The 21824-nt window shown below is 72.4% G+C and carries 22 protein-coding genes; 9 read left to right on the forward strand and 13 right to left on the reverse strand.

The window, feature by feature from the left end:
• Window positions 1-27: 27 nt before the first annotated feature.
• Window positions 28-744, reverse strand: coding sequence for an MMPL family transporter (locus tag ACIA5D_RS27820; protein ID WP_396033189.1), 717 nt, complete (start codon window positions 742-744; stop codon window positions 28-30).
• A 342-nt stretch (window positions 745-1086) separates the two neighbouring features.
• The gene (locus ACIA5D_RS27825; protein WP_396033190.1) at window positions 1087-1701 is read right to left on the reverse strand and encodes a LysE family translocator; all 615 of its coding nucleotides are present in this window, start codon (window positions 1699-1701) and stop codon (window positions 1087-1089) included.
• A gap of 103 nt (window positions 1702-1804) precedes the next feature.
• On the opposite strand from ACIA5D_RS27825, the gene ACIA5D_RS27830 reads away from it, so the two are divergent.
• Window positions 1805-2860 (forward strand): LysR substrate-binding domain-containing protein, encoded by a 1056-nt coding sequence (locus ACIA5D_RS27830; protein WP_396033191.1) that lies wholly within the window; start codon window positions 1805-1807, stop codon window positions 2858-2860.
• A gap of 136 nt (window positions 2861-2996) precedes the next feature.
• Here the strand turns inward: ACIA5D_RS27830 and ACIA5D_RS27835 are convergent, their stop codons facing one another.
• Window positions 2997-3254 (reverse strand): hypothetical protein, encoded by a 258-nt coding sequence (locus tag ACIA5D_RS27835; protein WP_396033192.1) that lies wholly within the window; start codon window positions 3252-3254, stop codon window positions 2997-2999.
• Window positions 3255-3703: 449 nt separating this feature from the next.
• Here ACIA5D_RS27835 and ACIA5D_RS27840 point away from each other — a divergent pair, with 449 nt between their 5' ends.
• Window positions 3704-3940: a BRCT domain-containing protein gene (locus ACIA5D_RS27840; protein WP_396033193.1), complete on the forward strand. Its 237-nt coding sequence runs from the start codon at window positions 3704-3706 to the stop codon at window positions 3938-3940.
• Between the two features lie 7 nt (window positions 3941-3947).
• Here the strand turns inward: ACIA5D_RS27840 and ACIA5D_RS27845 are convergent, their stop codons facing one another.
• Genes ACIA5D_RS27845 through ACIA5D_RS27855 form a run of 3 tightly spaced genes read right to left on the reverse strand, consistent with a single transcriptional unit; the run spans window position 3948 to window position 5792 of the window.
• Entirely contained in the window at window positions 3948-4379 is a 432-nt protein-coding gene (locus tag ACIA5D_RS27845; RefSeq protein WP_396033194.1) for a LuxR C-terminal-related transcriptional regulator, read from the reverse strand.
• Window positions 4343-5440, reverse strand: coding sequence for a sensor histidine kinase (locus tag ACIA5D_RS27850; protein WP_396033195.1), 1098 nt, complete (start codon window positions 5438-5440; stop codon window positions 4343-4345). The genes ACIA5D_RS27845 and ACIA5D_RS27850 overlap by 37 nt, the downstream gene beginning before the upstream one ends.
• Window positions 5441-5444: 4 nt before the next feature.
• Window positions 5445-5792, reverse strand: coding sequence for a hypothetical protein (locus ACIA5D_RS27855; protein ID WP_396033196.1), 348 nt, complete (start codon window positions 5790-5792; stop codon window positions 5445-5447).
• 424 nt (window positions 5793-6216) lie between these two features.
• Here ACIA5D_RS27855 and ACIA5D_RS27860 point away from each other — a divergent pair, with 424 nt between their 5' ends.
• The gene (locus tag ACIA5D_RS27860; RefSeq protein ID WP_396033197.1) at window positions 6217-7038 is read left to right on the forward strand and encodes an alpha/beta fold hydrolase; all 822 of its coding nucleotides are present in this window, start codon (window positions 6217-6219) and stop codon (window positions 7036-7038) included.
• A gap of 41 nt (window positions 7039-7079) precedes the next feature.
• On the opposite strand, the gene ACIA5D_RS27865 is transcribed toward ACIA5D_RS27860, so the two are convergent.
• Complete coding sequence (locus ACIA5D_RS27865; protein ID WP_396033198.1) at window positions 7080-7376, reverse strand: hypothetical protein; 297 nt, start codon at window positions 7374-7376, stop codon at window positions 7080-7082.
• Here ACIA5D_RS27865 and ACIA5D_RS27870 point away from each other — a divergent pair.
• Genes ACIA5D_RS27870 through ACIA5D_RS27880 form a run of 3 tightly spaced genes read left to right on the forward strand, consistent with a single transcriptional unit; the run spans window position 7371 to window position 10633 of the window.
• Window positions 7371-7904 carry a TetR family transcriptional regulator gene (locus tag ACIA5D_RS27870; protein ID WP_396033201.1) on the forward strand — a complete coding sequence of 178 codons (534 nt, stop codon included), beginning with the start codon at window positions 7371-7373 and terminating at the stop codon, window positions 7902-7904. The genes ACIA5D_RS27865 and ACIA5D_RS27870 overlap by 6 nt on opposite strands.
• A 9-nt stretch (window positions 7905-7913) precedes the next feature.
• Entirely contained in the window at window positions 7914-10040 is a 2127-nt protein-coding gene (locus ACIA5D_RS27875; protein WP_396033202.1) for a prolyl oligopeptidase family serine peptidase, read from the forward strand.
• Window positions 10037-10633, forward strand: coding sequence for an HD domain-containing protein (locus tag ACIA5D_RS27880; protein ID WP_396033203.1), 597 nt, complete (start codon window positions 10037-10039; stop codon window positions 10631-10633). Before ACIA5D_RS27875 ends, ACIA5D_RS27880 begins: the two co-directional genes overlap by 4 nt.
• Here ACIA5D_RS27880 and ACIA5D_RS27885 read toward each other — a convergent pair.
• The 5 genes from ACIA5D_RS27885 to ACIA5D_RS27905 form a co-directional block, all read right to left on the reverse strand.
• The gene (locus ACIA5D_RS27885; protein WP_396033204.1) at window positions 10601-12025 is read right to left on the reverse strand and encodes a DHA2 family efflux MFS transporter permease subunit; all 1425 of its coding nucleotides are present in this window, start codon (window positions 12023-12025) and stop codon (window positions 10601-10603) included. The genes ACIA5D_RS27880 and ACIA5D_RS27885 overlap by 33 nt on opposite strands.
• Window positions 12026-12121: 96 nt before the next feature.
• Window positions 12122-12301 (reverse strand): YegP family protein, encoded by a 180-nt coding sequence (locus ACIA5D_RS27890; RefSeq protein WP_396033205.1) that lies wholly within the window; start codon window positions 12299-12301, stop codon window positions 12122-12124.
• Between the two features lie 61 nt (window positions 12302-12362).
• Complete coding sequence (locus ACIA5D_RS27895) at window positions 12363-14804, reverse strand: ABC transporter permease (RefSeq protein WP_396033206.1); 2442 nt, start codon at window positions 14802-14804, stop codon at window positions 12363-12365.
• Window positions 14801-15523 carry an ABC transporter ATP-binding protein gene (locus ACIA5D_RS27900; protein ID WP_396033208.1) on the reverse strand — a complete coding sequence of 241 codons (723 nt, stop codon included), beginning with the start codon at window positions 15521-15523 and terminating at the stop codon, window positions 14801-14803. Before ACIA5D_RS27900 ends, ACIA5D_RS27895 begins: the two co-directional genes overlap by 4 nt.
• Before the next feature lie 107 nt (window positions 15524-15630).
• Window positions 15631-17670: a serine/threonine-protein kinase gene (locus ACIA5D_RS27905; protein WP_396033209.1), complete on the reverse strand. Its 2040-nt coding sequence runs from the start codon at window positions 17668-17670 to the stop codon at window positions 15631-15633.
• Window positions 17671-17751: 81 nt separating this feature from the next.
• Between ACIA5D_RS27905 and ACIA5D_RS27910 the strand changes: the two genes are divergently transcribed.
• The 3 genes from ACIA5D_RS27910 to ACIA5D_RS27920 all read left to right on the forward strand — a co-directional run bounded on the left by ACIA5D_RS27910 (window position 17752) and on the right by ACIA5D_RS27920 (window position 21495).
• Window positions 17752-20442: a TIM-barrel domain-containing protein gene (locus ACIA5D_RS27910; RefSeq protein ID WP_396033210.1), complete on the forward strand. Its 2691-nt coding sequence runs from the start codon at window positions 17752-17754 to the stop codon at window positions 20440-20442.
• 106 nt (window positions 20443-20548) lie between these two features.
• Window positions 20549-20827, forward strand: a complete 279-nt coding sequence (locus ACIA5D_RS27915) for a hypothetical protein (RefSeq protein WP_396033211.1) — start codon at window positions 20549-20551, stop codon at window positions 20825-20827.
• Window positions 20827-21495, forward strand: coding sequence for a class I SAM-dependent methyltransferase (locus ACIA5D_RS27920; protein ID WP_396033212.1), 669 nt, complete (start codon window positions 20827-20829; stop codon window positions 21493-21495). The genes ACIA5D_RS27915 and ACIA5D_RS27920 overlap by 1 nt, the downstream gene beginning before the upstream one ends.
• Before the next feature lie 115 nt (window positions 21496-21610).
• On the opposite strand, the gene ACIA5D_RS27925 is transcribed toward ACIA5D_RS27920, so the two are convergent.
• Window positions 21611-21808 (reverse strand): hypothetical protein, encoded by a 198-nt coding sequence (locus ACIA5D_RS27925; protein ID WP_396033213.1) that lies wholly within the window; start codon window positions 21806-21808, stop codon window positions 21611-21613.
• Window positions 21809-21824: the final 16 nt, after the last annotated feature.

Consider the following 21824-nt stretch of genomic DNA (forward strand, 5'->3'; position numbering starts at 1 on the left):
CGCCTCGCCGCGAAACCGTCAAAGCCGTCAGCGGGCCGGCGCCGCCCCCTCGACATCGACCGCCGGGACCACCCGGTCCAGCCGCCGGGGCAGCCACCACGCCGCCCGCCCGAACAGCGAGATCGCCGCCGGCACCAGCACCAGCCGCACCACGAACGCGTCCACCAGCACGCCGGCCGCCAGCGCGAACGCGATCGGCGCGGTCACCGGGTCGCCGCCGGCCACGCCGCCCCCGAACACTCCGATCATGATGAGCGCCGCCGCCGTGACCACCTTCGCGCCCCGCCCGAAGCCGCCCACCACCGCCTCCTGCGGCGTCGCGTCGCGCCGGTGCTCCTCGTGCATGCCCGAGACCAGGAACATCTCGAAGTCCATCGACAGTCCGAAGAGGACACCGATCACGATGGTGGGCAGGAAGCTCAGCAGCGGGCCCGACCCCCACTGAAACGCCACGACCGCGCAGCCCAGCGCCGCGCCCAGGCTCAGCGGGAAGCTCAGCATCGCCTTCAGCGGAATCAGAATCGACCGGAACACCACCATGAGCAGCAGAAAGGCGAACCCCGCCACGAGCACGAGATAGACCGGCAACGCGTCACGCAGATGGTCGGAGATGTCGATCGCCACCGCCGTCTGCCCGGTCACCAGCAGCGTCGCCCCGGGAACAAGCCCCTGCTCCCTCAGCTTGGCGACCAGGGTCGCGGTCGCCGCGTCCGAGGGGCCACTATCCGGTACGAGGGTGAGCAAGCATCGTGCCCACGCACGCCGGGGGGAAGCACCCGCGCGACCTCCGGCACTCCTGCGAGCCGCGCGGCCACCTGCTCCGGCTCCGGCGAACCGGCGAACTTGACGAGCACCAGCAACGGCCCGTTCGCCCCCGCGCCGAGCAGCACCACCCAGGCGCCCACCACGAGCCACCGGCGCCGGGCACAGAAGGCGCCGATCCGAGCAAGTATCGCGGCCACGGCGATATCCCTTTCTCTTGGACGTCGCCGTCGATGCTGGTCGCGAAGCCACGGGCAGAGCACCACCCACGGTTGGCAATCCGGGTGGGGAAACACCACCCGGACGGTCCGGCGCTCTGCCGGTTCAGTGGCCGGCAGAGCTGGTGGCCAGGCGGATGGCGACGGTGGCCAGGACGAGGCCGGTGAACTTCTCGATGCGGGCCTTCACCCGCGGGCGGCGCAGCCAGCGTCCGAGGCGCTCGACAGCGGCGACGTACAGCCCGAACCAGGCCAGGTAGAGCGCCGCGAAGATCGCGGACAGCAGGGCGGCCTCGGCCCGGGGCGAGCCGCTGTCGGTGCTGAGGAACTGTGGGAGGAAGGTGACGAAGAACAGCGCCACCTTCGGGTTGAGCGCGTTGGACAGGAACCCCTGCCGCAGGTACGCCAGCCCTTTCCCGGGCGCCGCGCCGGCTTCCTCGGCCGCCGGCAGCCGGCGCGACCACAACATCTGCGCCGCGAGGAACAGCAGGTAGGCCGCGCCGACGATCTTGAGCACCGTGAAGGCCGTCGCAGAGGCCAGCAGCAGCGCCGACAGCCCGAGCGTGGCCGCGCCGGCGTGCACGCTCAGCCCGAGGACGCCGCCGACCATCGTCAGCAGCCCGCCGGACCGGCCGCCGACCAGCGCGTTGCGGGTGATCAGCGCCTGGTCGGGGCCCGGCAGCATGATCAGGACCAGTGCCGCGATCGCGAACGTCATCATCGCCGTCTCCCTCCGCTCTTTCCTGTCGCCTACTGACCCTTCCGTCCCGCAATCGATAAGTCCAATGCCAACTCCCGCGCCATCCCATGACTAGAATTTATGAATGGTGACCCTGGTTCAGCTTCGCGTCATCGATGCCGTCCGGCGGCACGGTTCGGTCACGGCGGCCGCCAAAGAGCTGCTCTACACCCAGCCGTCGATCAGCCATCAGCTGTCCCGGCTGGAGAGCCAGCTCGGCGCCCAGCTGATCCAGCGGGTCGGCCGCGGCATCCGGCTCACCCCCGCCGGCCGCCTGCTGGCCGACCGCGCGGCCGAAATCATCGGCCGGGTCGACTCGGCGACCACCGAACTCGCCGCGCTGGTCGGCCTCAACGCCGGGCGGGTCCGGCTGGCCGGCTTCAACTCGGTGATGAGCTCGCTGGTCCCCCAAGCGGCGACGATCCTGGCCCACCGGCATCCCGGCCTCGAGCTGGGCCTGACCGACACCCACCCCGAGGAGGCGTTACAGCTGCTCCGGGCCGGCCACGTCGAGGTCGCCCTGATCTTCCGCTACGACGACACCACACCCGAGGACGACTCGATCCGCCTGACCCACCTGCTCGACGACCCGCTCTATCTCCTGACGACCACCGGCGGAACGGCCCTAACCGACCACACCCGCACACCATGGATCGCCGGCTGCGAACGATGCCGCAGCCACCTGGTCGAGATGTGCGAGCGAGCCGGCTTCACGCCGCGCCTGTCCTACACCACGGACGACATGGTGGTCATGCAGAGCCTGGTCGCCGCCGGCATGGGCGTGACCACGATCCCCGGACTGGCGCTGCGAGCCCACCGCCACCCCGCGATCACGGCGACCCGCCTCCTGGTCCCGCCCCGCCAGATCTACGCCGCCACCTACGGAGAGCCACCCGACCCACCGGCCACAGGCGCCTTGCTGGCCGCCCTCATCGAGGCAGCCACCACCCAGCCCGCCACCACCCAGCCCGCCGCCACCCAGCCCGCCGCCACCCAGCCCGCCGCCACCCAGCCCGCCGCCACCCAGCCCGCCGCTAGCCGCGGTGCCACCAACCTGCCCGCCATCGCTCGGGGCGCCGCCGCCGATCCCGCCCGCGACGCCGCCGCCGTCCAGGGCTCCGAGGCTCCGCAGCGCGAGTAGCCACCCGCGCCCGCTTGCCCGATGCCGATGCCGGCGAGGTAGTCCTCGGCTTTCGGAGCCCGAACGCCCCGGTCAGCTCGGTGGCAACCCGCAGTCAGCTGGCCCGGTCGTCGTCGCGGGCCGGTCGAGCGCGGCGTCAGCGCCCGTCGACCAGCTCGTCTATTCGCTCCAGCAACGACTCGCAGCTGTCGCCGGCCTCGGCCTCGCCTGTGGGGCGGGGCGCGGCCGGGTCTTCGTCGTCGCGGTCGGGGTGCCGTGGCTTGGGGTGTGGCGGAGGCGGCTGCGTCAAGATGAACCTGTCGCGCGCACGGCGACGCGCCGCGGCGGTGGCCCGCGGGTCGTCGGGACCCGCCTCCACACTCGACCGCTCGGCGGTGCGCTGCGATTGCGTCACGCCGCCCGGTCTGCTCCGCGCACCACCATGGTCACCAGCGCAAGCGGCGATCATGGCACGCCTTCTGAGACAGGTCCTGACTCCGAAAAAGGCGGATCCCTAGTTGCGCACGAGGCCAACGACACGTACCGCCCGGCACCCGTTCGGGTTCCGCCTGTTGTCCACGATGTCCTGCCATTCAGCGGAGGCTTCGCTACCACGCACGTTGCTAGCTTGGCGTTCCCATCGAACCTTTGGGGGCGGACGTTGACGATTGCGGTGGAAAGCCAGGACATCGAGTCCGGTAGCGCGTTGGATTATGTGCCGGGGGTGCGCGGCCACGCGGTGCTCGTCGTGGGTTCTGGAGTGGACGGCTGGGCCTGACCGCGGCCCACGTCGACCAGGCGTTGGCTCTAGCCCGCGAGGCCCCGTTTCCTACGCGCCCGCAGTGGCAGCTGAATCCCGGCGACGTGGTCGTCTTCACCGGCAGCATGAGCCCGCCGCGTGAGAATTGGGAGGATGACGCGGTTGGCCATGGCCTGGTGGTTGGCGACAACGTCACCAAGCGCACCCGCCTGTTGGTCGCGGCCGATCCCGACTCGATGTCCGGCAAGGCAAAGAAGGCTCGCCAGTACGACATTCCGATCGTCCACCCCACCGCCTACCAAACAATGCTGGACACGCTGCTAGCAGTTGCGACGGGTTGAGCGAAATCTATTCGGAGCGGCCCAGTGCGATCGCGGCCGCGTGCGCTCGGTCGCGGGCGCCGAGCTTGGCGAAGATGGAGTTGATGTAGCTCTTCACCGTGGCCACGCTCAGGAACAGCTCGGACGCTATCTGGGCGTTGTTGTGGCCCAGTGTGATGGCCTCCAGCACGTCCGCCTCGCGAGCGGTCAGGGCCGGGAAGCGCTCGCGCAGGCCGGGCTGGGGCGCCGCCGGCGTGAAGCCCTGCACCAGGCGGTCGGCGATCTCCTTGGCGAAGGTGGCCTGGCCGGAGGCGACCGAGCGCACGGCCGCGGCCAGCTCGGCGCGGCCGGCGTCCTTGGTGAGGTAGCCGCGCGCGCCCGCCCGCAGCGCGCCGGAGAGGGAGTCGTTGTCGGCGTAGGTGGTCAGAACCAGCACCGCCGTGCCCGGGACCTCGGCCATGATGCGGGTCGTCGCGCCGGCGCCGTCCAGGCGGGGCAACCGTGACCACCGCCGGGTGAGGTGCCGCGGGGCGAGTGGCCGGCCGGCGTGGTCGCGGTGACGGTCAGCATGGTGTCGTCCCAGTCGAGGTCGAGGGTGGTGGCGGCGCCGGGGGCGTGGCGGCGGGCGTTCGTGAGCAACTCTTGCACGGCCCGGCGCACGGCCTTGCGGGACGCGGGGTCGAGGGCGCCACGGTCGGCGTCGCCGCGAACCGCCACCTCGCCGCCCAGCGCCCGGTGGGTGTCGGCGAGGGCGGCCACGACCGTGGACAGCGCCTCGTCGGGCTCGCGGAGCGCGGTGACGGCCTGCTTGGCCCCGTTCAGGCCCGAGACGGCCAGCTTGCGGGCGGCCCGCACGCGGTCGCGGGCCTGGTCGGGCTGGCCCGACTCGAGCAGGGCGTCGACCGCCTCCAACTGGATGACCAGGCCGCCGAGCGAGTGGGCGAGCACGTCGTGCAGGTCGCGGGCGATGCGGGAACGCTCGGTCAGCGCGGCGACCTGGGCGCGCTCCTGCTCGACCGCGAGCCGCTCCTCGAGCAGGGCCCGGGACTGGGCCTCGGACACCCGGTGCTGCCGGCGGCTGAGCCCGCCGATCCCGCAGAGGAGCAGCAGCGACACCACGCCGATCACGCTGCCCCGCTGGGCCGGCTCGATCAGCAGGCCGATCCCGACCAGCACGATCGACCCGGCCACGGCCGCGCCGACCAGGCGCACGGGAACGATCGGGGCGCCCGCCAGGGCCAGCAGGGCGACCGCCGCGGGAATGAACGCGACGACGTCGGTGGTGACCCCGGCCAGCGACCCACCGGCGATCATGCCGAGGTAGAGGGCGGTGCGGACGCGTACCCATCGCTCGGGGCAGAGAACGACCACCTGCCAGAGCGACCAGGCCACCCAGGCCGCCACCGCCAGGGGAACCGGCGCGTCGCGCAGCGACCGCTGGGCCAGGTCGGAGGCCACCAGAGCGACACCGACCAGGTTGAGGATCACCGCCCACGGGCGACGCGCCGGGAACTGGGGCACGGATCTATCTTCCGGCCATCGCCACCGCGCGGCGCGGCTGGCGCGCCGAGACGACCAGCGCGCTCGCGGCCCGGTTGAGCGCGAGGACCAGCAGGATCGTGCCGGTGGAGACGGCCAGGTCGGAGCCCATCCGGTGGCCGGCGACGTCGAGCGCCACCCGGACCGCGATCAGGCCGATCCAGATGCCGACGCCGAGCCGGCCGGTGCGGCTCTCCACCATCCCCGGGTTCGTCGGCGACGGGCGGAACCGGGCGATCCACCCCATGAGGGCGCCCGAGGCCAGCGCGAACACGGCGGACAGCCCCAGAATCACCACGTCGACGGGGTGGATCGTGGTGGTCTGCCTGGCCACCGAGACGATGCCGACGACGCCGAGGATGAATGGCAGCCTCTACATCCGCGCCGGGTCGACCGGGCGCCAGGAGAGCTGCCGCGAGCAGATGTACGCGATGAGGACGAGGCCGATGCCGAGTTCGATCAGAGTGCTCGAGGTCATGCATCGAGAGTCGGCTCCGCGGCCCGCTCCGAGTACCACCCACGGGTGGTAAAGCGGTTGGGGAAGCCGGGCAGGCGTGAGGCCGCTCACAAGCTGTCTTCGTACCCGTGTGAACGCACCCGGGCTGACCTGGGACCGGTGGGGGACAACCCCACCGGTGTGCCCGCGAAACGGTGTCTCTCCGAAGTGTGAGCAGGGGATCTTCCCGTTCACGGTGGGGGGCGGGGCGGGCAAGCTCTGGTGGTAAGCAACTATCGCCTTGGGGAAAGGGAGCGCCGCGATGCCATACATCACCGCAGCCGACGGGGTCCAGATCTACTACACCGAGCAGGGCACGGGGCAGCCGATCGTGATGAGCCACGGCTGGCCGCTCAGCTCGGACGCCTGGCAGGTCGAGCTCAAGAGGTTCGCCGACGCCGGGTACCGCGTCGTCGCGCATGACCGGCGCGGGCACGGCCGGTCGGAGAAGACCTATTCGGGCAACGACATGGACACGTACGCGAAGGACCTGAGCTCGGTCGTCGAAGCCCTCGACCTGCGCGACGTCATTCTGGTCGGCCACTCGACCGGCGGCGGCGAAGTCGTCCGCTACGCCGCGCGGTACGGCCAGCCGCAGGGCCGCGTCGCCCGGGTCGTCACCGCGGGCGCCGTGCCGCCGCTCATGCTCAAGACCGACGCCAACCCGGAGGGCCTGCCGATCGAGGTGTTCGACGGCATCCGGGCCGGCGTGCTCAAGGACCGCTCGCAGTTCTGGAAGGACCTGTCGGAGAGCTTCTTCGGCGCCAACCACGGCCGCGCGGTGTCGCAGGGCGACAAGGACGACTTCTGGCGGCAGGGCATGCTGGTCAACCTGGCCGCCGCGTACGACTGCGTGAAGGCGTTCTCGGAGACCGACTTCACCGCGGACCTCGAGGCGCTCGAGGTGCCGATCCTCATCGCGCAGGGCGACGACGACCAGATCGTGCCGATCGGCGACTCCGCCTACAAGTCGATCCGGCTGGTCAAGAACGGCACGCTCAAGGTGTACGAGGGCGCGCCGCACGGCATCCAGGGCGACTACCAGGACAAGCTCGACCAGGACATCCTCGACTGGATCAAGTAGAGCTGAGCTGCCGGGCGGGGGCCGGACCGGCCCTCGCCGACTCAGTAGTGGACGCCGGTCAGGCGCTCGGACTCGCGCCAGAGGGCGGCGCGCAGGTCGTCGTCGAGGGCGGCGGGCGGCAGCTTGACGAAGCCGGGGGCGCCGCCCAGCTCGAACGGGCCGGTGGGCGCCACGAACGAGCGGTCGGTCGCGTCGGGGCTGGTCGCGGCGAAGGCGATCGGGTCGGCTACGAACTCGACCGGCTGCCCGAGGGTACGCATGATGAGCCTGCCCGCGAAGCGGTAGAGGGCGCTGCCGGTGTACTGCTGGATGCCGGTCGGCGCGGTGCCGGGGTGCACAGGGACGCTCAGGACGCGGGCGCGGTCGACGCGATCGCCGACCGGGCCGGCTGCAGCGCCGGGCTCGTCTACACCTACTTCGGGAGCAAGGAAGGGCTCTTCGACGCGGTGCTGGCAGAGATCACCGCCTCGACCGTGTCGGCCATCCCGATCACACCCGACGACCTTCCCGGGTACGCGGTGCGCCTCCACGACGCGAACCTGGAGCACCCCGACGTCGTCCGCTTCGTCGCGTGGTACCAGCTCGAGCGCGATCCCGGCGCCACCGCGGCCGAGCCGGCCGTCACCCACAAGATCGAGGCCGTGCGGGAGGCGCAGCGGCGGGGACTGGTCCGCGACGACGTCCCCGCCGAGACGCTGCTGCTGGCGATCCAGTCGATCGCCCGGATGTGGGTCACCGAGCCGCAGACCGTGCTCCGGGCCGTCGATCCCGTGGAGAGCGCGGAGTTCCGCCGCGAGTCGGTGCGCGGCGCGGTGAGCGCCCTGATCAACGGTCGTGGGCCAGCGGGCGCGCCCCGGCGGGTGTAGAAAGACTCGGTGAGCGCCACCGATGCATTCCACGACCTCGACGCGTACGTCCGGCTGCCTCGCATCGGCGGGTTGTGGCTGTCTCCGGACGGCAAGCGCCTGGTCGTCGGCGTGTCCACGCCCGATCGCAAGAACACCCGCTACGTCACCGCGCTGTGGGAGGTCGACCCGGCCGGCGAGAAGCCGGCGCGGCGGCTGACCCGCGGCGCCAAGGGCGAGGCGGCGGCCGCCTTCACGCCCGCGGGCGACCTGCTGTTCACCTCGGCCCGCCCCGAGCCCGATCCCGACCCCGACGACGACGAACCGCGGTCGGCGCTGTGGCTGCTGCCGGCCGGCGGCGGCGACGCCCGGGTGATCGCGAAACCGCGCGGCGGCGTCGAGGGCCTGGCGGTCAGCGAGTCGGGCACGGTGGTGGCCGGCTCGGCGCTGCTCCCGTCGGCCGAGGGCCTCGACGCCGACCAGGAACTGCGCAAGAAGCGCAAGGACGCCGGGGTCTCGGCGATCCTGCACGAGGAGTACCCGATCCGGCTCTGGGACCACGACCTCGGCCCCGACCGGCCGCGGCTGGTCACGGGCGAGCTGCCCCGCGGCGACCAGACGGGCGACCTGCCCCACGGCGACCAGGCGGGCGACCTGCCCCGCGGCGACCAGGCGGGCGAGCTGCCCCGCGGCGACCGGGCGGTCGAGCTGCCCGGCGGCGACGAGGCGCTCGAGCTGCGCGACCTCACCGGGCACGCCGGCCGGGCGCTGACCGACGACGGCGGCTGGGACATCACGCCCGACGGGCGCACGGTCGTCGCGGTGTGGACGGTGGCCGAGCGCGGCGGCTCGGAGCGGACGACGCTGGTGGCGATCGACGTGGCGACCGGCGAGCGGCGGGTGGTCGCCGACGACCCCGATCACGAGTACGCCCAGCCGCGCGTCTCGCCGGACGGCACGCGGGTCGCGGTCGTCGTCTACCGGCGGTCCACACCGGAGGATCCCGGTGACGAGTGGCTCGCCCTGATCCCGGTCGAGGGCGGCAAGGCCGACGACCTGACCGCGGCCTGGGACAGGCACCCGCACGGCGCCCGGTGGACGCCGGACGGCGCCGCGCTGATCGTGTCGGCCGACGACCAGGGGCGCGCCCCGCTGTGGCGGGTCGACGCCGCGACCGGCGAGGTCGCCCGGCTGACCCACGACCACGGCGTCTACGGCGACATCCGGATCTCGCCGGACGGGCGCTGGGCCTACGCGCTGCGCAACGCCGTCGACAGTCCGCCGGCCCCGGTCCGGGTGCCGTTGGATCGTGCGGGCGACGTGGAGCCGCTGGCCGGTCCGGCGCCGGCGGTGGGCGTACCCGGGAAATTGGCGGAAATCGAGGCGCAGGCCGCCGACGGCACGCCGCTGCGCGCCTGGCTCGCGCTCCCCGACGGCGCCGGTGCGAAGCCTCTGCTGCTGTGGATCCACGGCGGGCCGCTCAGCTCGTGGAACGGCTGGTCCTGGCGCTGGAACCCGTGGCTGGCGGTGGCGCACGGCTACGCGGTGCTGCTGCCCGACCCGGCGCTCTCCACCGGCTACGGCCAGGAGTTCATCAAGCGCGGCTGGGGCTCGTGGGGCGACAAGCCCTTCACCGACCTGATGACGCTCACCGACGCCGCCGTGCGGCGCCCCGACATCGACGCCGCGCGCACCGCCGCGATGGGTGGCTCGTTCGGCGGCTACATGGCGAACTGGGTGGCCGGGCACACCGATCGGTTCGACGCGATCGTCACGCACGCCTCGCTGTGGTCGCTCGAGCAGATGATGACCACCACGGACGCGGCGTTCTACTGGGCGCGAGAGCTCACCGCGTCGCGGCTGGAGGCGCACTCGCCGCACCGCTCGGCCGACGCCATCACCACGCCGATGCTGGTCATCCACGGCGACAAGGACTACCGGGTGCCGATCGGCGAGGCGCTGCGCCTGTGGTGGGACCTGCTGTCGCGCTCGAAGAACGACGACGGCTCCAGCCCGCACAAGTTCCTCTACTTCCCGGACGAGAACCACTGGATCCTCAAACCCGGAAACGCCAAGGTCTGGTACGAGACGGTGCTGGCGTTCCTCGACCACCACGTGCGAGGGGAGAACTGGCAGCGCCCTGAGCTGCTGGGATGACCGATCGCAGCAGCGGCAATGATCGGATTGTGCCGCTCCCCAGCGATGCCGAGATCCGGGCCCTGCACGAGCGCCTCGCGCCCGATGCGGCCGCGTTCGACCTGGTGTACACCCACTGCGAGATCGTGGCCGGGATCGCGGCCCGGCTGCTCGCGCCGCCCCTCGACCCTGATCTGGTGCGCGCCGGCTGCCTCGTACACGACATCGGTGTCTATCGCCTCGACGGCGCCTATCTCAGGCATGGGCTGATCGGGTACGAGCTGATGCGCGACCTCGGGTATCCGGAGGTGCTGAGCCGGTTCTGCGCGCACCACACCGGCGTCGGGATCACCCGGGCCGACATCGAGCGACAGGGGTTGCCGCTGCCGCCGGGCGACTATGTCGCGGAGACCGGCGAGGAGCGGCTGGTGATGTACGCCGACAAGTTCCACAGCAAGACCAGCCCGCCGGCGTTCGTCACCGCGGCGACCTACCGCGGCGACGTGCGCCGGTTCGGCCCGGGCAAGGCGGCCGCCTTCGACGCCATGGTCGCCGAGTACGGCGAGCCGGACCTGGCGCCGCTAGCGAGCGCCTACGGGCACGCGCTCCGTTAGGCCCGGCTCCGGTGTGCGCCGGGCGCGGCCGGGCAGCACGAACGAAAGCAGCACCGCGACGCCGGTGAAGCCGACGGTCCACCAGAAGGCGACGTCGAACGCCCTCGCGAGCGAGCCCGTCCCGGCGGCCGAGGTGGCCAGGATGACGGCCAGCAGGGCGACGCCGGCCGAGCCGCCGACCTGCTGCGCGATGCGGGTCACGATGCTGGCGTGCGGCACCTGCTCGCGCTCGAGGCCGACGAACGCGACCATCATCAGCGGGATGATCACCATGCCGAGACCGAGGCCGCGCACGAAGAGCGTCACCATCAGCGCCCAGGTCGCGGTGTGCGCGCCGGCCAGCGCGAACGGCACGGTTGCCAGGCCGACCAGCACGAAGCCGAGGACCGACACCCAGCGGGCGCTGACGCGTTCGAGCAGGCGCACCGCGGCCGTGCGGCTCAGCAGCGAGCCGACGCCCTGCGGGATCAGCAGCAGGCCGGCGCCGAGGGCGTCCATGCCGCGCAGTTCCTGCCAGTAGAGCGGGAGCAGCAGCATCGCGCCGTAGATCGAGGCGCCGGAGAGGAACATCAGCGCGGTCGCGGCCCAAGTCGGGCGCGAGCGCAGCACCTCGAGGTCGACCAGCGCCGTGCCCCGCCCGCGCAGCGCCCAGAGCACGAACGCGACCAGCAGCGCGGCGCCGCCGATCAGCGGGGCGAGCACGTCGGCGTGGCCGAAGCCGCCGTCGCCGCTCACGTTGGACAGGCCCCAGAGCAGCGCGACCAGCGCCGGCGACAGCAGGGCCAGGCCCACCACGTCGAGGCGGCCGCGGCGCGCCGGCTCGTCGGCCGGGATCAGCCGCGCGGCGAGGACCAGGCCGGTCAGGCAGAGCGGGAGGTTCACGAGGAACAGCCAGCGCCAGTCGCCGACGCCGAGGATCAGCCCGCCGATCACCGGGCCGAGGATCGGGCCGACCGCGGTGGGCAGCGCCACCACCGACATCATCCGGCCGCGGTCCTTCTCCGCGGTGGCCTGCATGATCATCGTGGTCATCAGCGGGATCATCGCGCCGCCGCCGAGCCCCTGCACCACACGGAACGCGATGAGGCTCGGGGCGCTCCAGGCGAGCGAGCAGAGCACCGAGCCGAGCAGGAAGAGCGTGAGCGCCATCATCCAGAGCCGCTTGGCGCCGAGGCGGCCCTGCAGCCAGCCGACGGTGGGGATGACGACGCCGAGCGCCAGCAGGTAGGCCGTGCTGACCCACTGGATCGTGCCGACGACGGCGCCGAGGTCGGCGGCCAGCTCATGCAGCGCGACGCTGACGATCGTGGAGTCGAGAATGACCGCGACGCCGCCGGCCAGCACCGCGACGGCGATGCGCAGCGCGCGGGGGTCGATCTTGGTTGAGGCCATCGGGGCCGCCTTAAGGTACGCAGATGTATCTTACGAGGCAACGATAGGTTCCTCACGTAAGATACGCAAGCGCATCTTAAAGGCGGCCTCGGTAGGTCAGGTGACCGTCTGGTCGTCGACCGACGCGACACCCGCGTTCTTCTGAATCGACTCGATCGTGTTCAGCGCGGACGCCTTCTGCTTGTACGACTCGCTGGTCGCGACAACCTGGCCGTTGGTGGCCACCAGGTTGAAGCGGAACTCGCCGTTGGTGCTCTTCTTCACCACGAATTTCATCGAATCACCTCCGCCCCGTAGGTAACCGTTTCGCGTCACCCCAAACCGCTGCCTTCCTGAGCTATTCCTTGATGCCGATGTTGTCGATCGGCGGGGTGCGGAGCAGCCGGCGCACCGGCCAGATCGTCGTGACCAGGGCGAGCGCGGTCACGCCGCCCAGCACCGCCACCCACCCCAGCGGCGGGATGTACGGGATCGGGCTGCCGGTGAGCGCCCGCACGATCGAGCCGAGCGTGAGCGCCGCGATCGTCGCGCCGATCAGGACCGCCGTGCCGAGCAGCCCGGCCTGTTCGGCGCCGACCATCCGGCGGATCTGCCGCCGGGTCACCCCGGCCAGCTGCAACAGGGCGAGCTCGCGACGGCGGGCGAGCGCGGCCATCACCATCGTGGTGGCCGCGGCCAATGCCGCATAGCCGACCATCACGCCGATCAGCATCCGGTTGAGCCATGCCCCGATCGCCAGGTCGGCGCCGATCATCCGGGTGCGCTCGCGCGCGTCGAGCACCGCGCTGCCGGGGTGCCCGGCGCTCCACGCGGCCAGCGAGGAGGCGCCGCCGGGGCCGGTGCGCACCAGCACCTCGTCGTCGGCGTCGCGCGGGAGATGCCCGGCGACGGTCTCCTTGGCCAGCGTCACGTCGCCGAATCCGAGGCCCCGCCGGTAGATGGCGACCACCTTCAGCGACGCCGGGGTGCCGTCGCCGAGCCACAGCGTCGCCGTGTCGCCGACGTGCCGGCCGGAGGAGGACGCCTGCATCGCGGAGAGCGCCACGGTTCCCTTGCCCAGGGCGGCGAGGCTGCCCTCCAGCACGCCGAGGTCCATGGTGGCGGCGAGGCCCGATGGGTCGACCGCCTGAGCGGCGACCGGCTCGATGCCGTCGAAGGACTTCGCCACCACCGTCGTACGCCGTACGCCCGTCGCCGCCTGCACCCCGCCGAGCCCGCGGATCTCGGTGGCCGAAGCGCCCACCACGACGCGGTCGGCCAGCGTGCCCACCCGGTTCTGGGTCGTGGTCTGGCGCGCGAGGTTGTTCTGCAGGAACCACACCGACCCGCCGAAGCCGACCGCCAGCACCAGCGCCGTCAGCACGGTCGCCATGCCCTGCGCGTTCGCCCGCAGGTTCTTGGCGGCGAGGTAGCCGCTGGCCCGCCACACCCGGTTGAGGACCGGCGTCAGCAGCCGTGCCGCGAACGCGTTGATCCAGGGTGCGAGCAGCGCCACCGCCAGGACGAACAGGTACAGCATGCCGACCGCGCCGGCCAGCGCCGCGGTGGCCCCGGTGAGCGCGGACGTCAACCCGCCCGCGGTCCCGGCCGCGATCAGCGTGAGGAGGCCGGAGGCCAGCCGCACCTTTCCGCTGCGCTTCGGCTCGACGGCGATCTCGCCGAGCGCCTCCACCGGCTTGATCCGGGTGACCCGGCGACCGGCGATCAGTGCGGCGAGCACCGCCACGAGCACCGCGGTGCCGACCGCGACGAGGGCGGCGAACACCCCGCCCGCGAGGGGGAACCCGGCCGGGATGAAGCCGCGGTCGATGAGCTCCCCGTGCGCCCAGCGGGCGGCGAGCAGCCCGCCCGGCACGCCGGCGACCGCAGCGACCAGGCCGAGCAGGGCGGTCTCGGCCATCAGCATCCGGCGCAGCTGCCCCGGCGTGGCGGCGACGGCCCGTAGCAGGGCCAGGTCGCGGCGGCGATGCCGCACCGACAGGCCGATCGTGCCGGCCACGACGAAGACGATCAGCATGATCACGTAGCCGCCGAACGCCGAGCCGGCCTCGACGAGCAGGCTGCGGGCGGCGAGGCCGTCCGACTGCTCGGCGTCGCCGCGCTCGTTTCCGGTGTACGTCGTGACGCCGGCGGCACGGGCGACGGCGTCCACATCGGAGGCGTCCACATCGGACGTCCGGACCCCGATCGCGTCGTAGCGCCCGGGATGCGCCGAGAGGCGGGCCGCCTGCGCGCCGGTGAAGAAGACCCGCGGCGCGCCGGTGTCGGCCGTCGCGCTCACCCGGTAGGACCGCAGTGTTCCGGCGACGACCAGCTTGAGGCGGTCGCCGGCGGAGGCGCCGAGGCGGACGTCGGCCACCACCTCGTCGTCGGCCGTCGGCGCGGCGACCCGGGGGCCGCCCGTGAAGGCGTACACGTCGAAGGCGTGACCGGTCGCCGGAGGCGAGTCGATGACGATCCGGTCGTCGCCCGCGACGGCCGTGACCCCCGGCACCTGCCGGATCTTCTCGACCAGCCCGGCGTCGACCGTGCCCTCGGGCAGCGCGGCCGTGGCCGTCGCGGTGTCCCCGCCGAACTCCTTGAAGGTGTGGCTCACCTCCCGGTTCGCGACGACGAGATCGGCGGTGCGATAGAGCGTGGGCGCGGGGTGGAAGCGCAGGCCCGACTCGACGAGCGTGCCCAGCGCGGTCAGGATGAGCACGCCGGCGGCGAGCGCGATCAGCGTGGCGACGGACGGTCCGGCGCGGTGACGCAGCAGCTTGACGGCGAGGGCGGTCATCGCGCGACCCTCCGGTCCAGCGAGGCGAGGTGCTCCGCGATGCGGGCGGCGCCCGGCTGCGGCATGTCCCCGACGATGCGGCCGTCGGCCAGAATCAGGACCCGATCGGCGTACGAGGCGGCGACCGGATCGTGGGTGACCATGACGACCGTCTGCCCCGCCTCGTCGACCGCCGCCCGCAGCAGCGCGAGCACGTCCGCCGCCGTCCGCGTGTCGAGCGCGCCGGTCGGCTCGTCGCAGAAGATCACCTCGGGCCGGGTGGCGAGGGCTCGCGCGATCGCCACCCGCTGCTGCTGCCCGCCCGAGAGCGCCGATGGCCGGTGCCGCAGCCGGTCGCCGAGCCCGACCCGTTCGACCACCTGCCGCAGCCACGCGTGATCCGGCCGGGCGCCGGCCAGCCGCAGGGGCAGCGCGATGTTCTCCTCGACGGTCAGCGCGCCGATGAGGTTGAAAGCCTGAAAGACAAAGCCGATTCGCGTACGGCGAAGCTCGGTCAACCTGGTCTCGGACAATGTGGACAGTTCCGTTTCGCCGATGAGCACCCGGCCCGAGGTGGGCCGGTCGAGCCCCGCCGCGGTCTGGAGCAGCGTGCTCTTCCCCGAGCCGGACGGACCCATCACCGCCGTGAAGGTGCCCCGCTCGAAAGCGGCGTCGACCCCGTCGAGGGCGGTGACCGGGCCGTAGACCCGCCTGAGTTTCTCCACGCGTACCGCGGACATCGTTGTGCCTTCCGTGTCGTCGTTGTGGCGCACGGAAAACGCTATGAAGATTGCCGATGCCGGACCATCCAGCCGGCTACCGAATGGTGGTACAGCCTGCTATACCCCTAGCTCAGATCCAGGCGGGCCACCGAGGTCACCTTGCCGGCTCTGATCGTCACGAGAGCGGGCCACGGGGAGGCGCCGTCCGTGACGGTGGCGAACTCCCGGAAGCTCACCGGGCACGTGCCGGCATGCGTACGCGAATCACGGCACTTCCTGGGGTTCCTGCGGTAGTCGAGGTAGGTGGGCTTGGCCGCGAGGGGCAGGCTGACCGCCGTTGAACCGGCCACCGGCACGTACTTCTGGGAGCACCTGGGTGAGGTGTCGCCGAGGGCGAAGCGCCGGCAGTACTCCCGCCCGGTCAGGAACTCGGTGGGCTCGACGATGGCCACCCCGCCGGCGTCGTAAAGGGTCCACATGCCGGCGGTGAACCGCGCGTCGCCGGTGATGAAGGCGGGCGTGGCGGGGACGGCGGGATCGGTGCCGGACCGGAGCTCCGCGTCGGTGTACGTGACGCGGCCGCTCGATGCGCCCAGCAGAACCCGGCCGCTCACCAGGGAGGACTCGCTCAAGAGGCCGTCGAGGACGGGCGCGCCGTCGATGCTGAGGGTCGCCGTACGGTCGTCGGTGATCAGCTCGATCCGGTGCGCGACACCGGGGGTCGTGGCGCGTTCAGCGGCGGCTATCGGGCTCAGCGCGCCACCGATCGTGCCGGCCAGGCGCACTTCGCCGGGGCAGACGGTGGCGAGGTAGCCGTCGCGGAAGTAGTTGACCTGACTGCCGTCCTCGCCGACGGCGCGGAAGACGATCGCGGCGCAGGAGCGGGCATCGGCCAGAGTCGCCCGGATGCCGATGGTCTGGCTGGGCGGGAACACCACGTACGGCGTGAGGGCGCACATCGCCGCGTCGCTCGTCCTGGCCGTCACGCGCAGGCCGTTGCGATAGGCGCAGGAGCCGGTCTCGTCGGAGGACGTGTTGACGAAGCCGGGGCCGCGCAGCGAGTCGAACAGGGATGGGCCGGCGGCGGCCGTGGCCGTCCCGGAGTTCTCCACCGCGGCCGGCCCGGGATTCTGCTCCGCCGCCGGCTCGCGGTTGGTGCGCAGGAGCGTGCCGGCGGCCGCGGCCGCGACGGTGGCGACGACGATGGCGGCGATCGCGGCCGTGCGGCGCTTGCGGCCGGCGCTGGTGGGGTAACGGCCGGCGCTGGTGGGGTAGCGGCCGGAATGCTGAGCGGCGGCGGCCTCGGCCTCGCGCCGTAGCTCCAGGGGGAGCGGGGGAGCGCTCGGCGAGCCGGGGACGAGCAGGCGGTCGAGCAGCTCCGGCGCGGCCGGGCGGTTCGCGGGCTCCTTCTCGAGCGCGGCGAGGACCAGCTCGGCCAGGTAGGGCGGGAGGTCGCCGAGGCGGGGCGGCTGGGTGAGGATGCGCGCCGCGGTGACGGTGGGGATGTCGCCGCCGAAGGGGGTGCGGCCGGTTCCGGCGTACGTGACGAGCGCGCCCCACGCGAAGACGTCGACCGCGGGCGTGAGGGAGCGGTCGGCGTCCGCGTCGAAGCGCTCGGGCGCCATGTAGGCGAGGGTGCCGACCATCTCCTCGGCGCGGGTGTGGACGCTGGTCGGCTCGAGCGGCCGGGCGATGCCGAAGTCGATGACCTTGGGGGTGCCGAGGGCGAACAACACGTTGCGCGGCTTGAGGTCGCGGTGGATGACGCCGGCGCCGTGGATCGCGGCGAGCGCGGCGGACACGCCGACCGCGACGCCGTGCAGGCGGCCGCCGGTGAGCGGGCCGTTCTCGTCGACGACTTCGTTGAGGCTGGGGCCGTCCACGTACTCGACGACGAGGTACGGCGTGACGTGGCCGGGGTCGGCGTCGAGCACCTCGGCGGTGCAGAACGGCGGGACCTGGCGGGCGCGGTCGACCTCGCCGCGGAAGCGGGCGCGGAACTCGGGCTCGTGCGCGAACTCGGGGCGGATCACCTTGACGGCCACCGGACGGCCGCCGGGGGCCTCGGCGAGGAAGACCGAGCCCATGCCACCCTCACCCAGCCGGGACAACAGCCGGTAACGGCCGACGTACCGAGGGTCAGTGGGGCGTAATGGGGCAGGCACGACAAGACAACGTACCCTGTTCGTCCCCGGCGTCCGGTAGTCCATTGACAGGTGTGACTGTTTCCCGACAGCGTTGTCATCATGGTCGGTCGGGGTTTTGTCGGTCTGATGCTGGTCGCGGGGCTTCTGGCGGTGCCGCACGGAGCCGTACAGGAAAATGCTGTTATTTCGGGAAACGCCCGGTTCGAGGTGCTCTCGCCGACGCTGATCCGTACGGAGTACGCGCCGGACGGCAAGTTCACCGACGCGGTGACCTTCAACGTGGTCGGGCGGGACAAGTTCGCGCCCCCGGCGTTCCGCAGCAGCACCACGAACGGGTGGCTCACCATCGACACCGGCGCGGTGACGCTGCGCTACCGGGTCGGGTCGGGCGCGTTCACCGCCGACAACCTCACCGTGCGGCTGAACGCCGGCCGCCAGGTCGTGCAGGCCGCGCCCTGGGCCGGTCACGTCACCCCCGACTGCCCGCTCGGGACGCTGTGCGAGGTCGAGTCGCTCGCCCTGCGAGGGCCGGGCGTGGCGGCCGACCACAGCGGCTACACGGGGTCGGGCTTCGCGGCCGGGTTCCAGTCGACCGGCGATTCTCTCGGGCTCGCCGTCACGGCCGCGGGCGCCTATCAGCTGAGCCTCCGGTACGCCAACGCCACCGGCGGCGACGGCCAGAACACCACGCGCACCCTCACCGTCACGGTGGACGGCGGCTCACCCCGGACGATGTCGATGCCGCCGACCGGGAGCTGGGACACCTGGGCCGTCGCCACCGTGCCGCTCGATCTCGCTGCCGGCCGGCACGAGATCACCGTCACGCGCACGGCCGCCGACTCCGGCAACGTGAACATCGACAGCGTCGCCGTGGTCCGGCCCGGCGACGCCTACCCGGCGCCGACCACGCCGGGCCCGAAGCCCTGCCCGTTCGGCACGCTGTGCGAGGCGGAGACCGGGTCACTGTCCGGCGGCGCGACGCCGGCTCACGACCACAACGGGTACGCCGGGAGCGGCTTCCTCGCCGGGCTGGAACGGGCCGGGGCCGGCGACGCGATCACCGTCACCGGGGTGCCGAGCGCCGGCGCCTACCGGGTACAGCTGCGCTACGCCAACGGCAAGGCCGGCGCGCAGCCGGTGCAGTCGCGGACCATCACGGTCAACGGGGCGACGGCCACCCTCGCGCCGACGAGTGGCTGGGACTACTGGCGTACGGTGTCGGTCCCGGTCTCCCTCCCGGCCGGAACCAGCACGGTGACCCTGGGCTGTCCGACCGACGCGAGTTGCCACGTCAATCTCGACACCGTGGCCGTCACCAGCGCGGACGCGCCGCTGCTCGCCCCGCACGCGCCGCTCGGCGGCTACCGGCGCGGCCTCGACGGCGTCGACGGCGCCGCGCTGACGGCGCCGGGCCTGCTGTATCAGGACGGCTGGTCGCTGCTCGACGATTCCCTCACCCATCCGGACGGCTACGTCTTCGGGTACGGCCAGAACTACGCCCAGGGCCTGCAGGACCTCTCCACGCTGACCGGGCCGACGAAGCTGCTGCCCCAGTGGGCGTACGGCGTCTGGTACTCCGAGTACTACGACCGCACCGCCGCCGGCTTCCAGCAGATCGTGCAGCGCGCCCGGGCCGAGGGCGTGCCGCTTGACGTGCTGGTGGTGGACACCGACTTCAAGTCCCCCGACAAGTGGAACGGCTGGACCATCGACCCGGCCAAGTTCCCCGACCCGCGGGGCTTCGTCGACTGGCTGCACGCGCAGGGCGTGCGCACCGGCTTCAACATCCACCCGAGCATCCTCGGCTCCGACCCGCGCTTCGCGGCGGCGCAGGCCACCGCGAAGGGCAAGCTCCAGCGGGTCGGCTGCAACGGCGGCGCGGACTGCTACGTCTTCGACTGGGGCGACCCGGACCAGCTCGCCGCGTACCTCCAGCTGCACCGCGCCCTCTTCCCGGGACAGATCGACTTCTGGTGGCTGGACTGGTGCTGCGACGGCTCCCGGTCCTCGCTGCCCGGCGTCACTCCCGACGCGTGGATCAACCAGAAGTACGCCGACGAGACCGGGTTCGCGTTCTCCCGTGCCTACGGGTCGCTGCAGGCCGGCGGCTACAGCGGCCCGACGGCGGTGCCGACCGGGCCGTGGGCCGACAAGCGCACCACCCTGCACTTCACCGGCGACACCACCTCGGACTGGGAGACCCTGCAGTTCGAGGTCGGCTACACCGGCGGCGAGTCGGTGGTGACCGGGCTGGCCGCGGTCAGCCACGACATCGGCGGCCACACCGGCGGCCTTCAGCAGCCGGGGACCGAGCCTGGCAGCACCAGGCTCCCCGACGATCTGTACGCCCGCTGGGTTCAGCTCGGAACGTTCCAGCCGATCGACCGGCTGCACTCCAACCACAGCGACCGCCTCCCGTGGCAGTACGGGACGGCCGCGAACGCGTCGGCGAAGAAGTTCCTGAACCTGCGCAAGACGCTGCAGCCGTACACGTATCGCGCCGCCGCCGAGGCGACCCGCACCGGCACCCCGATCGTCCGGCCGCTCTACCTGGCCTATCCGGGCGAGCAGGAGGCGTACGCGACGGCCGGCGCCGAATATCTATTCGGCCCCGACATGCTGGTCGCCCCGGTCACGACGCCCGGGACCACCGCCACCACCACGGTGTGGTTCCCGCCCGGCAGCACCTGGACCGACTACTTCACCGGCCGGAGCTACGCCGGAGGGACCACCGGCCAGGTGACCGCCACGCTGGACGCCATGCCGGTGTTCGTCCGCAGCGGTGGCTGACCACCCGTCCACGAGCAGGGGAACGATGCCGTACACCGGGCGCCGGACCGCATCCGGGTCACTCTCGGTGCGTCGCGATGGCGGGTGAGCCAGTTACGGTTACACCATGACAACCTATTCCGGCCCGGCCAGGCTGACCCTCGTCGACGGCACACACGTGTCCGGCATGGCCTCGCTCAGCACCAACCAGCGCGGAGGTATCGAGGGCTGGGGCGGCACGTTCCGCCCGGACCAGACCAGCGCCGACATCCGCAACGCGAAAGACGGGCTGTCGCTGGAGTTGCCGTACGACCAGATCGGCTCGGTGGCCGTCACCGGCGTCCGGAAGCTGCTCGCGACGCAGATCCTGGTGTCGCTCGCCGGTAGCGGTCCCGCCCCGTTCTGATGGCTGATCGCGACGATCTGGCGACGTTGCTCGACGAGCAGGCCTCGTTCTACCAGGCGGTCGCGGCCGAATACGACGACCACGCGCTGCCCTTCCCCGGCGGCGGCGAGCTGTCGGACGCGCTGGATGCGTTCCGGCCGGCCGGCAGCGTGCTCGAGCTCGCCTGCGGCCCCGGCACCTGGACGAACCAGCTGCTGCGACACGCCACGGACGTGACGGCCGTGGACGCCTCGGCCGAGATGCTCGGCATCGCCTCGGCCCGGGTGGGCGGGCAGCGCGTGCGGTTCGTGCTGGCCGACCTGTTCGGCTGGCGGCCGGAACGTCGCTACGACGTCGTGTTCTTCGGGTTCTGGCTGTCGCACGTTCCGCCCGAGCGCTTCGCGTCGTTCTGGTCGCTGGTGGCCGACTGTCTGCAACCGGACGGGCGGGTGTTCTTCGTCGACGACGCGTACCGCACCGGCGACGAGCTCATCGAGGGCGAGCATTCCCCGGTCATCCAGCGCCGGCTCACCGACGGGACGGCCTACCGGATCCTCAAGGTCCCGCACCGGCCCGAAGACCTCGAACACCAGCTCGACCAGATCGGCTGGCGCATCGAGGTCCATCCCACCGCCGGGCCGTTCTATTGGGGCAGCGGCAGACGCCCGCAGCCGGCGCAGGTCGCCTGAGCAGACGACGGCCACAAGACAGCGACCGGTTCACGGGCTGCCGGTTCGCCGGGGCTGCCGGTTCGCAGGCAGCAACCTGCTCGCGCGCAAAGTGAGCCGGGCATGGTGTGCGGGGTCAGCGGCGCTTCCGGTCTCGGTACTCGGCGACGGCGTAGGCGACGGCGCCCACCAGGAGGCCGGCCAGCGCGCACAGGAAACCCGTGCCGACGGCCGAGTCGATGGCCTCGTAGCCGCCCGCGCCGAACCAGCCCCAGGCGCAGCCGGCTGCCGCGCCCAGGATCAGGCCGATCACCGGCCACCTCGTTCGACGCATGGCCATATCGTTCCGG

The sequence above is a fragment of the Actinoplanes sp. NPDC051513 genome (genome assembly GCF_044454685.1).
Lineage (GTDB): Bacteria > Actinomycetota > Actinomycetes > Mycobacteriales > Micromonosporaceae > Actinoplanes.

Coding starts and splice junctions, on each gene's coding strand:
- ACIA5D_RS27915 (WP_396033211.1), top strand. CDS start 20,549: ATGACAACCTATTCCGGCCCGGCCAGGCTGACCCTCGTCGACGGCACA.
- ACIA5D_RS27920 (WP_396033212.1), top strand. CDS start 20,827: ATGGCTGATCGCGACGATCTGGCGACGTTGCTCGACGAGCAGGCCTCG.
- ACIA5D_RS27825 (WP_396033190.1), bottom strand. CDS start 1,701: ATGATGACGTTCGCGATCGCGGCACTGGTCCTGATCATGCTGCCGGGC.
- ACIA5D_RS27880 (WP_396033203.1), top strand. CDS start 10,037: ATGACCGATCGCAGCAGCGGCAATGATCGGATTGTGCCGCTCCCCAGC.
- ACIA5D_RS27860 (WP_396033197.1), top strand. CDS start 6,217: ATGCCATACATCACCGCAGCCGACGGGGTCCAGATCTACTACACCGAG.
- ACIA5D_RS27885 (WP_396033204.1), bottom strand. CDS start 12,025: ATGGCCTCAACCAAGATCGACCCCCGCGCGCTGCGCATCGCCGTCGCG.
- ACIA5D_RS27900 (WP_396033208.1), bottom strand. CDS start 15,523: ATGTCCGCGGTACGCGTGGAGAAACTCAGGCGGGTCTACGGCCCGGTC.
- ACIA5D_RS27910 (WP_396033210.1), top strand. CDS start 17,752: ATGGTCGGTCGGGGTTTTGTCGGTCTGATGCTGGTCGCGGGGCTTCTG.
- ACIA5D_RS27895 (WP_396033206.1), bottom strand. CDS start 14,804: ATGACCGCCCTCGCCGTCAAGCTGCTGCGTCACCGCGCCGGACCGTCC.
- ACIA5D_RS27925 (WP_396033213.1), bottom strand. CDS start 21,808: ATGCGTCGAACGAGGTGGCCGGTGATCGGCCTGATCCTGGGCGCGGCA.
- ACIA5D_RS27830 (WP_396033191.1), top strand. CDS start 1,805: ATGGTGACCCTGGTTCAGCTTCGCGTCATCGATGCCGTCCGGCGGCAC.
- ACIA5D_RS27845 (WP_396033194.1), bottom strand. CDS start 4,379: ATGGCCGAGGTCCCGGGCACGGCGGTGCTGGTTCTGACCACCTACGCC.
- ACIA5D_RS27890 (WP_396033205.1), bottom strand. CDS start 12,301: ATGAAATTCGTGGTGAAGAAGAGCACCAACGGCGAGTTCCGCTTCAAC.